General features: G+C 71.5%; 14 protein-coding genes. 4 read left to right on the forward strand and 10 right to left on the reverse strand.

The window, feature by feature from the left end:
* Nucleotide 1: 1 nt before the first annotated feature.
* The 6 genes from K0V08_RS05130 to K0V08_RS05155 form a co-directional block, all read right to left on the reverse strand.
* The gene (locus K0V08_RS05130) at nucleotides 2-1,546 is read right to left on the reverse strand and encodes a Mur ligase family protein (RefSeq protein WP_079533436.1); all 1,545 of its coding nucleotides are present in this window, start codon (nucleotides 1,544-1,546) and stop codon (nucleotides 2-4) included.
* A gap of 12 nt (nucleotides 1,547-1,558) precedes the next feature.
* The gene (locus K0V08_RS05135; RefSeq protein ID WP_079533438.1) at nucleotides 1,559-3,340 is read right to left on the reverse strand and encodes a peptidoglycan D,D-transpeptidase FtsI family protein; all 1,782 of its coding nucleotides are present in this window, start codon (nucleotides 3,338-3,340) and stop codon (nucleotides 1,559-1,561) included.
* A 91-nt stretch (nucleotides 3,341-3,431) separates the two neighbouring features.
* Entirely contained in the window at nucleotides 3,432-4,106 is a 675-nt protein-coding gene (ftsL, locus tag K0V08_RS05140; protein ID WP_079533440.1) for a cell division protein FtsL, read from the reverse strand.
* The gene (gene rsmH, locus K0V08_RS05145) at nucleotides 4,103-5,059 is read right to left on the reverse strand and encodes a 16S rRNA (cytosine(1402)-N(4))-methyltransferase RsmH (protein WP_079533442.1); all 957 of its coding nucleotides are present in this window, start codon (nucleotides 5,057-5,059) and stop codon (nucleotides 4,103-4,105) included. The genes ftsL and rsmH overlap by 4 nt, the downstream gene beginning before the upstream one ends.
* Before the next feature lie 103 nt (nucleotides 5,060-5,162).
* On the reverse strand, nucleotides 5,163-5,594 hold the full coding sequence (gene mraZ, locus K0V08_RS05150; protein ID WP_012038555.1) for a division/cell wall cluster transcriptional repressor MraZ: 432 nt from the start codon (nucleotides 5,592-5,594) through the stop codon (nucleotides 5,163-5,165).
* 338 nt (nucleotides 5,595-5,932) lie between these two features.
* Entirely contained in the window at nucleotides 5,933-6,328 is a 396-nt protein-coding gene (locus K0V08_RS05155) for a DUF3040 domain-containing protein (protein ID WP_079533444.1), read from the reverse strand.
* A gap of 77 nt (nucleotides 6,329-6,405) precedes the next feature.
* Between K0V08_RS05155 and K0V08_RS05160 the strand changes: the two genes are divergently transcribed.
* A complete protein-coding gene (locus K0V08_RS05160) occupies nucleotides 6,406-7,527 on the forward strand; it encodes a polyprenyl synthetase family protein (RefSeq protein WP_012038557.1) in 1,122 nt (373 codons plus the stop codon).
* A 51-nt stretch (nucleotides 7,528-7,578) separates the two neighbouring features.
* Here the strand turns inward: K0V08_RS05160 and K0V08_RS05165 are convergent, their stop codons facing one another.
* Nucleotides 7,579-7,920: an Rv2175c family DNA-binding protein gene (locus K0V08_RS05165; RefSeq protein ID WP_079533446.1), complete on the reverse strand. Its 342-nt coding sequence runs from the start codon at nucleotides 7,918-7,920 to the stop codon at nucleotides 7,579-7,581.
* Between the two features lie 212 nt (nucleotides 7,921-8,132).
* Between K0V08_RS05165 and K0V08_RS05170 the strand changes: the two genes are divergently transcribed.
* Together K0V08_RS05170 and pknB are read left to right on the forward strand one after the other, a co-directional pair.
* Nucleotides 8,133-9,404 carry a LysM peptidoglycan-binding domain-containing protein gene (locus K0V08_RS05170; RefSeq protein WP_079533448.1) on the forward strand — a complete coding sequence of 424 codons (1,272 nt, stop codon included), beginning with the start codon at nucleotides 8,133-8,135 and terminating at the stop codon, nucleotides 9,402-9,404.
* A gap of 82 nt (nucleotides 9,405-9,486) precedes the next feature.
* On the forward strand, nucleotides 9,487-11,436 hold the full coding sequence (pknB, locus tag K0V08_RS05175) for a Stk1 family PASTA domain-containing Ser/Thr kinase (protein ID WP_079533450.1): 1,950 nt from the start codon (nucleotides 9,487-9,489) through the stop codon (nucleotides 11,434-11,436).
* 68 nt (nucleotides 11,437-11,504) lie between these two features.
* Here pknB and K0V08_RS05180 read toward each other — a convergent pair whose 3' ends face one another.
* From K0V08_RS05180 to K0V08_RS05190, 3 genes are all read right to left on the reverse strand, one after another.
* Nucleotides 11,505-12,875 carry a class II 3-deoxy-7-phosphoheptulonate synthase gene (locus K0V08_RS05180; protein ID WP_012038561.1) on the reverse strand — a complete coding sequence of 457 codons (1,371 nt, stop codon included), beginning with the start codon at nucleotides 12,873-12,875 and terminating at the stop codon, nucleotides 11,505-11,507.
* Between the two features lie 59 nt (nucleotides 12,876-12,934).
* The gene (locus tag K0V08_RS05185; protein WP_012038562.1) at nucleotides 12,935-13,624 is read right to left on the reverse strand and encodes a lysophospholipid acyltransferase family protein; all 690 of its coding nucleotides are present in this window, start codon (nucleotides 13,622-13,624) and stop codon (nucleotides 12,935-12,937) included.
* A gap of 78 nt (nucleotides 13,625-13,702) precedes the next feature.
* Entirely contained in the window at nucleotides 13,703-14,668 is a 966-nt protein-coding gene (locus tag K0V08_RS05190; RefSeq protein WP_079533452.1) for an ROK family glucokinase, read from the reverse strand.
* A gap of 133 nt (nucleotides 14,669-14,801) precedes the next feature.
* Here K0V08_RS05190 and K0V08_RS05195 point away from each other — a divergent pair, with 133 nt between their 5' ends.
* Entirely contained in the window at nucleotides 14,802-16,628 is a 1,827-nt protein-coding gene (locus tag K0V08_RS05195) for an AMP-dependent synthetase/ligase (RefSeq protein WP_079533454.1), read from the forward strand.
* Nucleotides 16,629-16,660: the final 32 nt, after the last annotated feature.

Raw genomic sequence — 16,660 nt, forward strand, 5'->3', positions numbered from 1 at the left:
GTCAGCTCCAGCCTGCGTCGCGGAGGGCCGCGCGCGCGTCGTCACGGGCGGAGAACGGGATCTTGCGCCCGGCCACCTCGTGGTAGTCCTCGTGCCCGGGTCCGGCGACGAGGATGGTGTCCCCCTCGCCGACCAGCGACACCGCCGTGCGGATCGCCGTGGCGGGGTCGGGCACCTCGTGGATCTCGCGGTCGGGCACCGCGGCCGTCGCGCCCGCGATGAGGCTGGCCCGGATGGACGCCGGGTCCTCGTAGCGCGGGTGGTAGTCGGTGATGACCACGACGTCGGCGAGGCGGGCCGCGATCGCGCCCATCTCGGCGCGCTTCGTGGTGTCGCGGTCGCCGTCGGCGCCGAACACCATCACGAGCTTGCCGGGCGTGAAGGCACGCAGCGCCTGCAGCGTCTGCTCGAAGGCGTCGGGCGTGTGCCCGTAGTCGACGAAGAAGAGGGGGCCGGTCTCGCCGGAGACGCGCTCGGCGCGACCCGGGATGTACGCCTGGATGCCGCCGTCGCGGTCGAGCACGTGGGCGACGGCGTCGAGGTCGTAGCCGGACTCGACGAGCATCACGATGGCGAGCCCCGCGTTGGCGGCCATGAACCAGCCGGGGACGGGCACGCGGGAGACGAGCACGCGGTTGTCGGGCCCCTCGAGACGGAAGCCCGTGGAGTCGGGCGTCTGCTCGAGCACCGTGACGGTCCAGTCGGCGTCGACGCCGGGCTTCGAGGCGATCGTGGTCATCGGGATGCGCGAACCGTCGACGATGCGCTGGCCCCACTCGGTGTCGAGCGAGACGACGCCGCGGCGCGCGCGGTCGGGGTCGAAGAACGCGGCCTTGGCGTCGAAGTACTCCTCGAAGTCCGCGTAGTCGTCGAGGTGGTCGTGGCTCAGGTTGATGAACGCGGCCACGTCGAACACCAGGCCGTCGACCCGGTGCCGGGTGAGGGCCTGCGCCGACACCTCGATCGTCACGGCGCGGACCTCGGCCTCGCGCATCCGGGCGAGGAGCGCGTGCAGCTCGCTCGCCTCGGGCGTCGTGAGCCGGCTGGTGATGCTCTCCTCGCCGATGCGGCGCTCGGCCGTGGACGTGAGCCCGGTCACCACGCCGAGCTGGCGGAGCAGGCCGTCGAGCAGGTACACCACGCTCGTCTTGCCGTTGGTGCCCGTGACGCCGTACAGCGTCGCCGGGTTCTCGGCCGAGCGGTGCACCCACGCGGCGATGTCGCCGACGGCGGCCCGCGGGTCGGGGGTGAGGATCACCGGGAGGCCGGAGCCCTGGGCGTCGGCCAGCCCGTCGGGGTCGGTCAGCACCGCGACCGCGCCGCTCGCCGCCGCGTCGGCGGCGAAGCGGGCGCCGTGGACGCGGACCCCGCGGAGCCCGACGTAGAGGTCGCCCGGCTGCACGTCCCCGGAGGACAGCGTGACGCCGGTGACCTCCACGTCGTCCACGTCGCCGACGACGTCGAGCGCGAAGTCGCTCACCAGTCCGGACAGCGACCGTGCGACGGGATGCTCGGGGCGGAGGGCGGGAGTGGCAGGGGAGGTCATCGCCCTCATCTCTCAGTAGGTCGTGGCGAGGTTCGGGGACGGCACGGTGGAGGGGGGCACCCGATACGTCTTCAGGACCTGGGACATGATCTTCTGGAAGACGGGCGCCGCGGCCGCCGAGGACTTCATGGTATCCGGATTGGCCAGGCTGATCGACACGACGTACTGGGGGTCCTCGGCCGGCGCGAGGCCCGCGATCGACACCAGGTAGTTCTTGCCGTACTTGCCGTCGGCCTCCGCCACCTGCGCGGTGCCGGACTTCGCCGCGACCCGGTAGCCCGGGATCGTGAGGTCCTTGGAGAGGTGCCCGTCGGTGACGACCGTCTCGAGCATGTTCACCGTCGAGTCGGCGGCCTGGGGAGAGATGACCTGCGTGCCCGTGGTGTCCGGCTGGTCCGTCACGGTGCCGTCGGCGGCCTTGCAGCCGGAGACGAGCGACAGCGGCAGCTTCACGCCGTGGTTCCCGATGGTCTGGTAGATGCTCGCGACCTGCAGCGCCGTCGTCGTCAGGCCCTGGCCGAACATGGTCGCGTAGTTCGTCTGCGGGTCCCACTCCTGCCACGGGCGGACGAGCCCGCTGCTCTCGCCGGGGAAGTCGATGGCCGTCTTCTCGCCCACGCCGAACGCCTTGAGGTAGTCGTAGCGGTCGGAGGCCGAGAGGCGCTCGCCGAGCGCCGAGATGCCCGTGTTCGAGGAGTCCATGAGCACGCCCGCGAGCGTGAAGTGCAGGTCGGGGTGCACGTAGCTGTCGCTGAGCTTCACGTTCAGACGCGTGAACGTGTAGGGCGCGACCACGTGCGTGCCCGCGTCGGCCTTGCCGGAGTCGAGGAGCGCGGCGGCGGTCACGGCCTTGAGCGTGGATCCGGGCTCGAACGGGGAGCTGAACGCACGGCTCCCCCGGTCCTCGGGCTTCGTGGCCGACACGTCGTTGGGGTCGACGGACGGGTACTCGGCGACCGCGAGGACCTTGCCCGTCTTCACCTCGACGATGGTCGCGTGCCCGTAGTCGGCGCCGACCTTCACGGCCTGCTCGGCGACGGCGGTCTGCGCGAAGTACTCGAGGTCCGTGTCGATGTTGGTCATCACGTCGCTGCCGTCCCTGGCCGGCTTCTGCGTGACGGTGCTGCCGGCGATGGGCACGCCGTCCGCGCCGCGCTCGTACGTCTGCGCGCCGTCCTGGGCGGCGAGGCACGAGTCGTACTCCTGCTCGAGCCCGGCCTTGATCGTCCCGTCGCCCGCGATGTAGCCGAGGATGCTGCCCGCGATCTGCCCGTTCGGGTACGTGCGGCTCGACACGGCCTGGAAGTAGATCCACGGGATCTTCAGGTCCCGGATGGCGAGGTACGCGTCGACGTCGACGCCCTTGGTCACGTAGCCGAACAGCGACTTGGGGTCCTTGTCGAGCGCTCCCGTGATGAGCCCGTCGATCTCCTCGGGCTTCTGCCCGGTGATCGCGCCCAGCTGCGCCTCGGCGTCCGCGAGCGACACGTCCTGCTTCACGGGCTTGCCATCGTCGCCGGTCACCGTCCGGGTGAAGTCGCCGGCCTTGGACGGATCCATCGTGACGTCGTAGCGGAGCACGCTGTCCGCGAGCACCTTGCCGTCGGCGTCGTAGATGCTGCCGCGGACGCCGGGCAGCGTCTGCGAGATGGCCCGCTTGCCGAGCGCCTCCTCATTGAGCTCCGTGGCCTGCACGACCTGGATGTCGATGAGCTTGACGACGAAGACCCCGATGACGGCCAGGATCGCGATCAGGGAGAAGGCGATGCGCCGTCGGTTCGAGATCGTGCTCACTCGGGGGTTCCTCTCGATGCCTTCGGTGCGATGCGGTGCTCCGGAGGAGCGGTGTCGTGCGGTGGCCTGCGCCTATCGGCGGCGGACGGGATCAGCGGGTCTGCGGGGTCGGGATCGACGTGGCCGACGCTAGCCCGGGGGCCGCGCCGGACGCGGGAGGCGCGCTCGGGGTCCCGGCGGTCACCCCGCCGGAGGCCTCGGCGGAGCCGGGGATGGCCGAGCCGGGGTCGACCGCGGCGGCACCGTCCTGCGCGGTCGCGGCCTGGAGCGCGGCCGCGCGCTTCGTCGGGTCGCTCTCGATGGTGAGCGGGACCCCGGAGAGGAGCGAGTTGCCGATGAGGGTGTCGGCCGTGAGCGCCGTGGTGGCGCCGTCCTTCGCCTGCGGGGTGCCCTGGATGGTTCCGTCGAGCGAGAGGAAGGAGGGCGATGCGCTCGCGACCATGCCGAGCGCCTGCGCGTTGCGCGCCAGGTTCTGCGGCGACGACAGCCGGTCGACGTCCTCGGTGAGCGACTGGTGGGTGCGGTCCAGCTCCTTCTGCTGCTGCTGCAGCGACTGGATCGCGTAGGCCCCGTCGGACAGGCCGATGGAGAGCAGCAGCTGCGCGAGGAGTACGGCGAAGAGCCCGCCCACCACGATCACCGCGTAGACGGTGCGCGGTCGGGCGCGACGCTGGCCGCGGGTGGCGACGACCTCGATGTGGCGGGTGGGCGGCTCGGCGGACGGCCGGATCCGGGGACGCGCGGTCGCGCGTGCTGCATCGGTCATGCGTGTCGCCTCCTGGCTCGTTCGGCGGCGCGCAACCGGACGGATGCGGCGCGGGGGTTCTGGGCGATCTCGTGCTGGTCCGCGAGCTCGGCGCCGCGGACGAGGAGCTTGAGCTCCGGACGGTGCTCGGGGAGCTCGACGGGGAGCCCTACGGGCGCGGTGCTCGTGGACCGGGCGCGCAGCTCGCGCTTCACGATGCGGTCCTCCAGCGACTGGTACGACTCGACGACCACGCGTCCACCGACGGCGAGCCGGTCGACGGCGGCGGGCATGGCGCGGGCCAGCACGCTCAGCTCCTGGTTGACCTCGATGCGCAGCGCCTGGAAGACCCGCTTGGCCGGATGCCCGGCCCGCTGCACCGCGGCGGGCGTCGCCTGCTGGATGATCTCCACCAGCCGCGCCGACGTGGTGATCGGCTCCACCTCGCGTGCCTGGACGATGCGGCTGGCGTAGCGGGGGGCGAGCTTCTCCTCGCCGTAGTCGTAGAAGATCCGGCGCAGCTCGAGCTCGTCGTACTCGGCGACGACCTGCGCGGCCGTGAGCCCTGCGGTCCCGTCCATGCGCATGTCGAGCGGCGCGTCCTGCGAGTACGAGAATCCGCGCTCGACGCGGTCGAGCTGGAGCGACGAGACGCCGAGGTCGAAGAAGACGCCCTGCACCTCGCCGATCCCGAGCTCGTCGAGCGCGCGTCCGATGCCGTCGTAGACGGTGTGCACGAGGTGCACCCGGTCGCCGAAGCGCGCGAGCCGCTCCCCCGCGATGGCGAGGGCGTCCGGGTCGCGGTCGAGCCCGACCAGCCGGAGGCCGGGCAGCGCGTCGAGGAACGCCTCGGAGTGGCCTGCCATGCCGAGGGTGGCGTCGACCAGCACTGCGCCCTCGCCCTGGAGGGCGGGGGCGAGCAGCTCGAGGCACCGCTCGAGGAGGACGGGGGTGTGGATGTCGTCGAGTGCCATGGCATCCCGCTGTCCTGTCCGCGGCTCCTGATCCCCATCCGTCCCGACCTGCCGCCGGGGAAGTGCGGCAGGGCGTCGGACGGCTGGGAGTCAGGGGCCGGGGTCAGAACAGGCCGGGGATCACCTCCTCCGCGGTGTCGGCGAACGCGCTCTCGTTGGCGGTGAGGTACTCGTCCCACGTGCCGGCGTCCCAGATCTCGACGCGGCTGCCCGCGCCGATGACCGCGAGCTCGCGGTCGAGGCCCGCGTAGGTTCGGAGCGCCTGCGGGATGGTGATGCGGTGCTGCTTGTCCGGCGTCTCGGCGTTCGCCCCGGACAGGAAGACGCGCATGTAGTCCCGCGCCTGCTTGCTCGCGAGGGGCGCCTGGCGCATCCGGTCGTGCAGCTCCTCGAACTCGCGCGTCGTGAACACGTAGATGCAGCGGTCCTGGCCGCGCGTCATGACGACGCCGCCCTCGAGCTCGTCGCGGAACTTCGCGGGGAGGATGAGCCGCCCCTTGTCATCGAGACGAGGCGAATGGGTGCCGAGGAACACACCGACACCCCCTGTCTCTCCGGCCGTGGTTCAGGACTTTCTCCACTTTACTCCACAGCCCTCCACCCACCGCCAGGGACGCGGGGTGAATTCGCGGGGACTGTCCCCCGATCCCAGTGATCTGCTGGCCCTTCTCGTGGGGAGGGATGTGGAGGGGAATGCGACGACCGGCGCGCCGCGGGCACGCAGAAGCGCCCCACGGGCGGTCCGAGGACGGCCGGCGGAGCGCTGGGGAGGGGTGTGGGCGGCGGAGGGGACAGAAGAAGGGGCCGATCCCTGTTCGGGATCGGCCCCTTCGGGTCGAGTGGAGGGCGGTGGAGGACCGCCTCAGCTGGAGGTCAGTCCTGACCGCCCTGGCGCTTCTCCCAGCGCTCGTTGATCTTGTCCATGAAGGAGGACGACGAGGAAGGCCGCTTGGCACCGCCTCTGCCGGGCGCGGGAGCCGCCGTGGGCGACGACGCCCCGGCAGCCGCCTCGCGCGGGCTGAAGATCAGGAGCGCTCCGACGATCATGACCGCGAAGCCGAGGATGCCGATGATGGCCAGCTTGGTGATGACGCCGGCGGCCAGGGCGGCGATGCCGAGGACGATGACCAGCACCCCGACCACGACCATGGTGTAGTTCGGTCTGCTGCGGCGACCGCTGACGGTCGCCACGAACTCTGCGTCGTTGTGATAGAGGCTGCGCTCCATCTCCTCCAGCAGGCGCTGCTCTTGCTCGGAAAGCGGCATCATGTTCCCCTCAGGCTCGGGACGACGCGTTGGTGTTCACCCGTGAATTCTAGCTCCCTGCCCCTGGCTAGGCTAGGCAGGTGCCCGAAAGCGACCGCCTCGTCAGCCACGTCCAGACCCGCCTCGACGACTTCCTGGCGGCGCAGGCGGCGGGACTCCGGGAGATCAGCCCGGATCTTGTGCCCATCCAGGAGTTCTCCTCGGATCTGCTGAGAGGCGGCAAGCGGTTCCGCGCGCAGTTCTGCTACTGGGGCTGGCGCTCGGTCATCGACCTCGAGCCCTCCCCCGCCGGACGCCCGCAGGGCGAGGAGCGCCCGGGGTACCGCGCGGTAGTCGGCGTCGCAGCGGGCCTCGAGATCTTCCACGCCGCGGCCCTCGTCCACGACGACATCATCGACCGCTCCGACACGCGTCGCGGCCGGCCCGCCGCGCACCGCCGCTTCGAGGCGCTGCACGCGGCGAGCGGCTGGGGCGGATCCTCCGCGAGCTTCGGCGAGGCGGGGGCGACCCTCCTCGGCGACCTCCTCCTGGGCTGGAGCGACGAGCTGCTCATCGACTCGCTCCTGGCGCTGGCGGACGGGTCCGCGGCGCGCGCCACCCGCGCCGAGCTCGCCATGATGCGGACCCAGGTCACGCTCGGCCAGTACCTCGATGTGCTCGAGGAGGTCGCGTGGCCGACCGTCCCCGAGGAGGACACGCTCGCCCGCGCCCACAACGTGATCGTCTACAAGTCCGCCAAGTACAGCATCGAGGCCCCGCTCGTCGTCGGCGCGAACCTGGCCGGGGCGACGCCCGAGCAGGTCACGGCCCTGCGTGCCGTCGGGCTGCCGCTCGGCATCGCGTTCCAGCTGCGCGACGACGTGCTCGGCGTCTTCGGCGACAGCGCCATGACCGGGAAGCCGAGCGGCGACGACCTCCGCGAGGGCAAGCGGACCGTCCTCATCGCGCTGGCACGCCGCCGGCTCCCGGACGGGGTGCGCCGCACGGTGGACGCGCTCCTCGGGGATCCGGACCTCGACGACGAGCAGATCCGCGTGCTCCAGTCGATCCTCCGTGAGAGCGCGGCCCTCGACGAGGTCGAGGGGATGATCGCGCGTCACGTGCGGGAGTCCCTGGCGGCGCTGCGTGACGCACCCATCGGCTCCCGCGCGAAGAACCAGCTCGAGCTGCTCGTCGACAGCGTCACGCGCCGCGTCACCTGATCGCGACCCGGGCGGCTCGCGTCGGGCCGTCGACCACCGCGGGGGCGGGGATCAGGCGCTGGCCTGGGCCACGCGCCGCACCTCGGCCTTGCGCCCGGCGAGCAGCGCATCCACGGGGGCCGCACCGAGGCTCGGCTCCTCCGTGAGGAGCCAGTGCATGGCCTCCTCGTCGGTGAAGCCGTTGTCGCCGAGCACGATGATGGTGCCCCGCAGCTCGGACAGCGGCTCGCCATCCCGCAGGAAGACGGCGGGCACCTTGAGCACTCCGTCGAGACGGACGGCCAGCAGCCGCCTGTCCTCGATGAGCCGACGCACGCGGCTGACGGTGAGACCCAGGAGGTCGACGAGATCGGGGACGGTCAACCACTCACGGTCGGCATTTGGCTCGTTCACGCCTCACATGCTGGCACGTCCGCAGGCGGCCCCGGGACCCGGTGCCCTGGCGACGACACGTCCGGGGTCGTCGATCGCTGCCTATCCGCCGAAGACGCGTGTCGCTGTTCACTCCAGTCACATCCGTCCCTTATGTGCGCTTTTCTCTCTCTGCGTGTTAACGTGGAACACCTGCATCAGGGAATCGAGCACGACGGCCGGAGTAGACCAGCATGCCCATGACCGAACCCATCTCTCCTCGCGACCCCAGCCGGTCTTCGGACACCGCCACGGGACGCTCGACGAACCGCCGCTCCAAGGCGCTCCTCGCGACCATGCCCATCGTGCTCGTCGGCTCCCTCGCGGTGAGCCTCGGCATGGCGACGCCGGCCGAGGCCGCCCCCGTCAAGCGGGTGCCCAAGGCCAAGTCCGGCCCCACGCAGACCAAGCTCCCCCGCGTCGCCGCTCCGACGGCAGCCCCGGCAGCCGCGCCGACTGCCGCGGCGCCCGCCACCTACGTGGTCGAACAGGGCGACACGGTCTCCACCATCGCCGGGCGCTTCGGCCTCTCCACCGCATCCGTGCTCGCGCAGAACGGCCTCGGCTGGAAGACGACGATCTTCCCCGGCCAGACGCTCACGCTCGGCGGATCCGGCGCCTCGACGGCGGCCCCCTCCGCGACCAAGAGCGGAGCCGGCGCGAGCTACACCGTGGTCGCGGGCGACACCGTGACCGGCATCGCCGGCAAGCACGGCGTCTCGACGTCGTCGGTCCTCCAGGCGAACGGCCTGCAGGCGACGAGCACCATCTTCCCCGGCAACCGCCTCACGATCCCGGGAGCGGGATCCACCGCGACGTCGGCGCCCTCGGCTCCCGCCAGCGCATCGCCCGCCGCGAAGCAGGGCCTCTCGGGGACGTACACGATCGCCACCGGCGACACCCTGCACAGCATCGCGACGAAGTCCGGCGTCACCGTGCAGGACCTCCTCAACGCCAACGGGCTCAACTGGTCGAGCATCATCTACGCGGGCAGCAAGCTCACCATCCCGCACGCGTCGACGGCCGTCGTGCAGGTCGCGTCGCTGGACGGGACGACGATCATGACCGACGAGATGCGCCGCAACGCGCGGGTCATCGTCGAGGTCGGTCGCTCCGCCGGCGTGAGCGACTACGGGCTCGTCATCGCGCTCGCGACCGCGGCGCAGGAGTCGACGCTCCGCAACCTCGACTGGGGCGACCGCGACTCCATCGGGCTGTTCCAGCAGCGCCCGAGCCAGGGCTGGGGCAGGCCTGAGCAGCTCCACGACCCCTACTACGCTGCGCGCGCGTTCTTCGGCGGCCCTGTCAACCCGAATCCCGGCCTCACCGCCGGCCTCCTCGACACCGCGGGGTGGAAGTCGATGACCGTCACGCAGGCCGCGCAGGCCGTGCAGTACTCCGCCTACCCCGACGCGTACGCGAAGTGGGAGGCATCGGCCTGGGCCTGGCTCGACGAGATCGGCTGACCCCGATCCCCAGGCGCACCCGACAGGCGGCGCACCGGTGTGCCGGGGAGGCCCCGGCACCCGCGATCCCTAGAATCATCCAGTGACCTCCAGCCCGACCGACCCCATGATCGGCCGTCTCCTCGACGGTCGGTACCAGGTCAGGTCCCGCATCGCGCGCGGCGGCATGGCGACGGTATACGTCGCCACCGACCTCCGGCTCGAGCGCCGCGTCGCCGTGAAGGTGATGCACGGGCACCTCGCCGACGACAGCGCGTTCCGTGACCGCTTCATCCAGGAGGCGCGCTCGGCGGCGCGGCTGGCGCATCCCAACGTCGTGAACGTCTTCGACCAGGGCCAGGACTCCGACATGGCGTACCTCGTCATGGAGTACCTCCCTGGGATGACGCTGCGCGAGCTGCTGCAGGAGTACGAGCGGCTGACGCCCGAGCAGACGCTCGACATCCTCGAGGCGGTGCTCTCAGGGCTCGCCGCCGCGCACAAGGCCGGCATCGTCCACCGCGACCTCAAGCCCGAGAACGTGCTGCTCGCGGACGACGGGCGCATCAAGATCGGCGACTTCGGGCTCGCGCGCGCCGTCAGCGCGAACACCGCCACCGGGCAGGCGCTCCTCGGCACCATCGCGTACCTCTCCCCCGAGCTCGTCACCCGGGGCATCGCCGACACCCGCAGCGACATCTACGCGGTCGGCATCATGATGTACGAGATGCTCGCGGGCGAGCAGCCGTTCAAGGGCGAGCAGCCCATGCAGATCGCCTACCAGCACGCGAACGACCAGGTTCCGACGCCCAGCACGGCGAACGCGTCCGTGCCGGTCGAGCTCGACGAGCTGGTGCTGTGGGCGACCGCCCGGGATCCCGAGCAGCGGCCCCGCGACGCCCGGGCCCTCCTCGACGAGCTCTACGCCGTCCAGAACCGGCTCGACGCGCGGTCGGGGGACCCGGCTCCGCTCCAGCGCACCGTCGTCTTCCCGAGCGCCCCGGCCCTCCCGTCCGTCACGACCGGCGAGACGCAGGTCGTGGGCGGTCCGCCCGTCACGACGCGACAGGAGACCGAGCGCACCGAGCCGGAATCCGTCGTCGCCCTGGCCGCGGCCGGTTCCCGCCGTCGTACGCGCGGCTGGATGCTCGCGCTCCTCATCGTGATGCTCGCCGCCCTCGCCGGTGGAACGGGCTGGTACTACGGCCAGGGCCCGGGCGCGCGCGTGCCGGTGCCGTCCGTGACGGCGATAGCCGTCGACGACGCGGCCGGCACGCTGCAGGGCCAGGGGTTCGTCGTGGCGCGCGCCGAGGAGCCGAGCGTGGACGTCGAGGTGGGGCACGTGACGCGCAGCGTCCCGGCGTCCGGCACTCCCGTCGACCAGGGATCCACCGTCACGCTGTACGCGTCGACCGGACCGCGGCTCCTCGACGTGCCGGACGTGGTCGGGGCAGCCGAGGCGGACGCCCGCACTCGCCTCGAGGGCGTGCCCTTCGTCGTGCAGGAGGCGACCATCCGGCAGTACGGCGACGCCGCCGAAGGCACGGTCGTGCAGGTGCTGGACTCGTCAGGAGCGCCCATCGGCGCCCAGTACGCGGAGCAGCAGCCCGTGACCCTGGTGGTCGCCGCCGGCAAGATCCCGCAGGTGAACGGTCGATCCGTCGACCAGGCCAAGGCGACGCTCTCCCAGGCGGGTCTCGTCGGCGAGCCGGGGAAGCAGAGCTTCAGCGACGACGTGGACACGGGCGAGGTCATCTCGGTCTACGCCCTCGACCAGGCCCCGGTGCGCTCGGGACTCGGCGACGCCCCCGGCAGCAAGGTGGGGCTCGAGATCTCCAAGGGTCCCGACCTCGTGGCCGTGCCGGCTGTCGTCGGCCTCACGCGCGACGAGGCGAAGGCCGCCCTCGACAAGGCGGGCTTCAAGTACGCGTACTCCGCGTTCTGGGACGCCCTGCCCAACAGCATCACGCGTGTGGCGTCGGCGAGCCCGGATGCGCAGGCGATGGCGCGTCGCGGGTCGACGGTCAACCTCGGGATCACCGCCTCCGGCTGATCTGCCCCAGCGCGCATGACGATGCCCCGCCGCCCAGAGGGCCGCGGGGCATCGTCGGACAGGTGGGCTCAGCTGCGCGCCGCAGCCAGCTCCTCGGCCACGAGGAACGCCAGCTCGAGGCTCTGCATGTGGTTCAGCCGCGGGTCGCACAGTGACTCGTAGCGTGTGGCCAGCGTCGCCTCGTCGATGTGCTCGGATCCGCCGAGGCACTCGGTGACGTCGTCGCCGGTGAGCTCGATGTGGATGCCGCCGGGATGCGTTCCCGCCGCCCGGTGCGCCTGGAAGAAGCCCTGCACCTCGTCGACGACGTCGTCGAAGCGCCGGGTCTTGTAGCCGGTCGGCGTGGTGAGACCGTTGCCGTGCATGGGGTCGGTGACCCACAGGGGGTTGGCGTCCGACGCCTTGACCGCCTCGAGCAGGGGCGGCAGGGCGTCGCGGATCTTGCCGGCGCCCATGCGCGTGATGAAGGTGAGCCGGCCGGGCTCGCGGTCCGGGTCGAGCTTCTCGATGAGCTCGTGCACCGTCTCGGGCGTGGTCGACGGCCCGAGCTTGACGCCCAGCGGGTTGCGGACGCGCGACAGGAAGTCGACGTGCGCCCCGTCGAGGTCGCGCGTGCGCTCCCCGATCCAGATGAAGTGCGCCGACGTGTTGTACGGCGTGCCGGTGCGCGAGTCGATGCGCGTCATGGGCCGCTCGTAGTCCATGAGGAGACCCTCGTGACCGGTGTAGAACTCGACGCGCTTGAGGTCGTCGAAGTCCGCGCCCGCGGCCTCCATGAACTTGATCGCGCGATCGATGTCGCGGGCGAGCTGCTCGTAACGCTGGTTCGCCGGGTTGGCGGCGAAGCCCTTGTTCCAGCTGTGCACCTCACGGAGGTCGGCGAAGCCGCCCTGCGTGAACGCCCGGATGAGGTTCAGCGTCGAGGCGGCCGTGTGGTACCCCTTCACGAGGCGCGCGGGATCCGCCGCGCGCGACTCGGGCGTGAAGTCGTAGCCGTTGACGATGTCGCCGCGGTACGCGGGCAGCGTCAGGTCGCCGCGCGTCTCGGAGTCGCTCGAGCGGGGCTTCGCGAACTGGCCGGCCATGCGGCCCATCTTCACGACGGGCATGGCCGCGCCGTACGTGAGGACCACGGCCATCTGCAGGACGGTCTTCACGCGGTTGCGGATGGCGTCGGCCGTGGCGCCCGCGAAGGTCTCGGCGCAGTCGCCGCCCTGGAGGAGGAACGCTCGGCCGTCTGCGGCGGCGGCGAGGCGCGAGCGCAGCAGATCCACCTCGCCGGCGAAGACCAGGGGCGGCAGCAGGGCGATCTCGGCGGACGCGGCATGGACGGCGGCGGCATCCGGCCACTGCGGCTGCTGCTTGACCTCGAGGGTGCGCCAGTGGTCGAGGCCCGCGAGGACGTCGGGGTGGGCGGGGACGAGGTGCTCAGAGGCCACGGTGGGATCCCGGTTCGTGTCGTGCGCGTGGTGCGCGGTGGAGGCTGTGCGGGAGACGGTCAGCGGGCCGCGCTCGCGCGCTTCTCCTTGACCGAGGTCGCATAGACGTCGACGTACTCCTGGCCGCTCAGCCTCGAGAGCTCGTACATGATCTCGTCGGTGATGGAGCGGAGGATGAAGCGGTCTCCCTCGAGGCCGGCGAACCTACTGAAATCTAGCGGCTCGCCGATGACCACACCAATCCGGCGGACCTTCGGGATGCGGGTGCCGATGGGCATGACCTTCTCGGTGTCGATCATGGCGATCGGGACGACCGGGACGTCGCCCTCGAGGATCATGCGGGCCACGCCCGTGCGGCCTCGGTACATGCGGCCGTCGGGGCTGCGCGTGCCCTCAGGGTAGATGCCGAGCATGCGGCCCTCGGCCAGCACGCGGAGGCCCGTGTTGAGGGACGCCTCGGACGCCTTGCCGCCGGAGCGGTCGATGGGGAGCATGCCCGTGGCCGTGAAGAACATCTTGGTGGCCCAGCCCTTGAGGCCGGTTCCCGTGAAGTAGTCGCTCTTGGCGAGGAAGACGAGGTTGCGGTCCACGAGGAGCGGCAGGAACACCGAGTCGATGAAGGACAGGTGGTTGCTCGCGAGGATCACGCCGCCCTTGGCGGGGATGTTCTCGATCCCGGTGACCCAGGGTCGGAACGTGCTCCGGAGGAGGGGTCCGGCGACCAGGTTCTTCATGAACCAGTAGAACATCGTCGGTCACCTTCCGGGTGGGGTCGCATCCAGCATAGGCGGCCGGGCACGCGCGACGCCGCAGGCCGGCGCCCCGGGTCAGGCCCCGTGGTGCAGCGCGGCCGCGTGGCGACGGGCGAGGTCCGCCGCGCCGACGACGCCGGCGTCGTTGACGAGCTCGGCGATGCGGAACTCCGGCTCCGGGTGGTACCCGCGGGCCGGGAGGTGCGCGAGGTAGGCCTCGCGGATGGGGCCGAGCAGCAGGTCGCCCGCCTGCGCGACGCCGCCGCCGATCACGAACATCTGGGGATCGAGGATCGCGCCGATGCTCGCGGCGGCCTCGCCGAGCCAGCCGCCGAGGCGGCGGAGGGCGAGGAGGGCGCCGGGGTCGCCGGCCTGGATGAGGTCGCTGACGTCGTGCCCGGTGAGCGTGCCCACCTCGCGGCGGCGGGCGGCGAGGCCCTCCCCGTGCGTGCCGCCGAGGTCGGCCAGCTCGTCGGCGGTGCGCAGGAGCGCGCGGCCGGATCCGTACTGCTCGATGCAGCCGCGGGCGCCGCAGCCGCAGGGCAGGCCGTCGGGGACGACGCGCATGTGGCCGAGCTCGGCGCCCGCGCCGAAGCCGCCACGGAAGAGCCGGTCGTCGGCGACGATCGCGCCGCCGACGCCCGTGCCGATCGTGAGGGTGACCATGTCGCTGACGAGGCGGCCCGCGCCGTAGCGGAACTCCGCCCAGCCGGCGGCGTTCGCGTCGTTCTCGATGACGATGGGGAGGTCGATCCGGCCGCGCAGCTTCTCGCGCACCGGCTCGTTGCGCCAGTTGATGTTCGGGGCGTAGTAGACGGTGGACTGCGCGGCGTCGATGAAGCCAGCCGCCGCGACGCCGACCGCGACGACGTCGGGGTGCAGGGCGCGGAGCCGCTCGACCATGCCGACGACGGCCTCCACGATCGCGTCCGGGCTGCTCGCCTCGGTGGGCGTGCGCTCCTCCGCCGCGATGATGCCGAGCTCGTCGACCACCGCCCCCGCGATCTTGGTCCCGCCGATGTCGATCCCTATTGCATGCACTCCGCGGGCCCTTCCTCATCGTCTCGCCCGTCGATCCTACTGACGTGCCGGACGCCCCCGACCGGGGACGAGCGCCCGGGAGTCCCCCGCCGATAGGCTGACCACATCCATTTCCGGTACCGAGGGAGTTGCCGTGGAACAGCACACCATGCCCGCCGTCGTCGAGGCGAGACCCGACGACAACATCACCGACGTCCTGGTGCACCGCGTGAGGACGAGCCCCGACGCTCCGCTGTTCGCGCTGCCGGACGGGAGCGGGGGCTGGAGCGACGTGTCGGCCGCCCAGTTCCACCGCCAGGTCGTCGCCCTCGCCAAGGGCCTCGTGGTGGCGGGGATCGAGCCGGGCGAGCGCATCGGCATGATGTGCCGGACCCGCTACGAGTGGACGCTCGTCGACTTCGCGGTGTTCTTCGCGGGCGCCGTCCTCGTGCCCGTCTACGAGACCTCCTCCCCCGGCCAGGTGCACTGGAACATGCAGGACTCCGGCGCGGTGGCGATGATCCTCGAGACCGCCGACCACTTCTCGCGCTTCGACGAGGTGCACCCGGAGCTGCCGGCGGTGCGTCACGTCTGGCAGATCGACCTCGGCGACCTGGACAAGCTCGCCGAGCAGGGCGTCGACGTGCCGGACGCCGAGATCGAGCGTCGCCGGAACATCGCCGTCGGCTCGGACATGGCGACGCTCATCTACACGTCGGGCACCACCGGGCGGCCGAAGGGCTGCATCCTCACGCACGCGAACTTCGTCGAGCTCTCGCGGAACGCCGAGGTCGCGATGGAGGAGGTCGTGCGGGTCGGAGCGTCGACGCTGCTCTTCATCACGACGGCGCACGTGTTCGCGCGCTTCATCTCGATCCTCAACGTGCAGGCCGGCGTGAAGACCGGGCACCAGGCCGACACGACGCAGCTGCTGCCCGCGCTCGCGTCGTTCAAGCCGACGTTCCTCCTCGCGGTGCCGCGCGTCTTCGAGAAGGTCTACAACTCCTCGGAGCAGAAGGCCGAGGGCGCGGGTCGCGGCAAGGTCTTCCGCAAGGCCGCCGAGGTCGCGTACGCGCACTCGGTCGCCGTCGACGCGGGCTCCGTGCCGCTGGCGCTCAAGCTCCAGTACAAGGTGTTCGACGCGCTCGTGTACTCCAAGATCCGGCAGGCGATGGGCGGGCGCGTGCGCTTCGCGGTCAGCGGATCCGCGCCCCTCGGCCTCCGCCTCGGCCACTTCTACCGGTCGCTCGGCCTCACGATCCTCGAGGGCTACGGCCTCACGGAGACGACGGCCCCGGTGAGCGTCAACCTCGTGAAGGGCTTCCGGATCGGCACGGTCGGCCCCGCGCTCCCGGGCGTCTCCACGCGGATCACCGACGAGGGCGAGATCGAGGTGAAGGGCGTCAACGTCTTCGACGGGTACTGGCAGGACGAGGAGGCGACCGCGGCCGTCTTCGACGACGGCTGGTTCCGCACGGGCGACCTCGGCAGCTACGACGCCGACGGCTACCTCACGATCACAGGCCGCAAGAAGGAGATCATCGTCACGGCCGGCGGGAAGAACGTCGCCCCTGCCGCGCTCGAGGACCCCATCCGCGCCAACCCGCTCGTCGGGCAGGTCGTGGTGGCGGGCGACCGCCGGCCCTTCATCTCGGCGCTCATCACGCTGGATCCCGAGATGCTCAAGGTCTGGCTCGCGAACAACGGCCAGGATTCCGCGATGACGCTCGAGCAGGCGTCGCAGAACCCGGCGGTGCTGGCCGAGGTGCAGCGCGCGGTCGACGCCGCCAACGCGACGGTGTCGCGCGCGGAGTCCATCCGGAAGTGCGTCGTGCTGCCCGTGGAGCTCACCGAGGCGGCCGGGCACCTGACGCCGAAGCTCAGCATCAAGCGCCAGGTGGTGCTCGACGCCTTCGCCGACGTCATCACGCGGATCTACGAGGCGGCGCCGACCACCGAGGGCCACTCGCTGGTCCACTGAAAGGAGCGACGGCCCGCGCACGCGCGGGCCGT

Source organism: Clavibacter michiganensis (assembly GCF_021216655.1).
GTDB classification, from domain to species: Bacteria; Actinomycetota; Actinomycetes; order Actinomycetales; family Microbacteriaceae; genus Clavibacter; species Clavibacter michiganensis.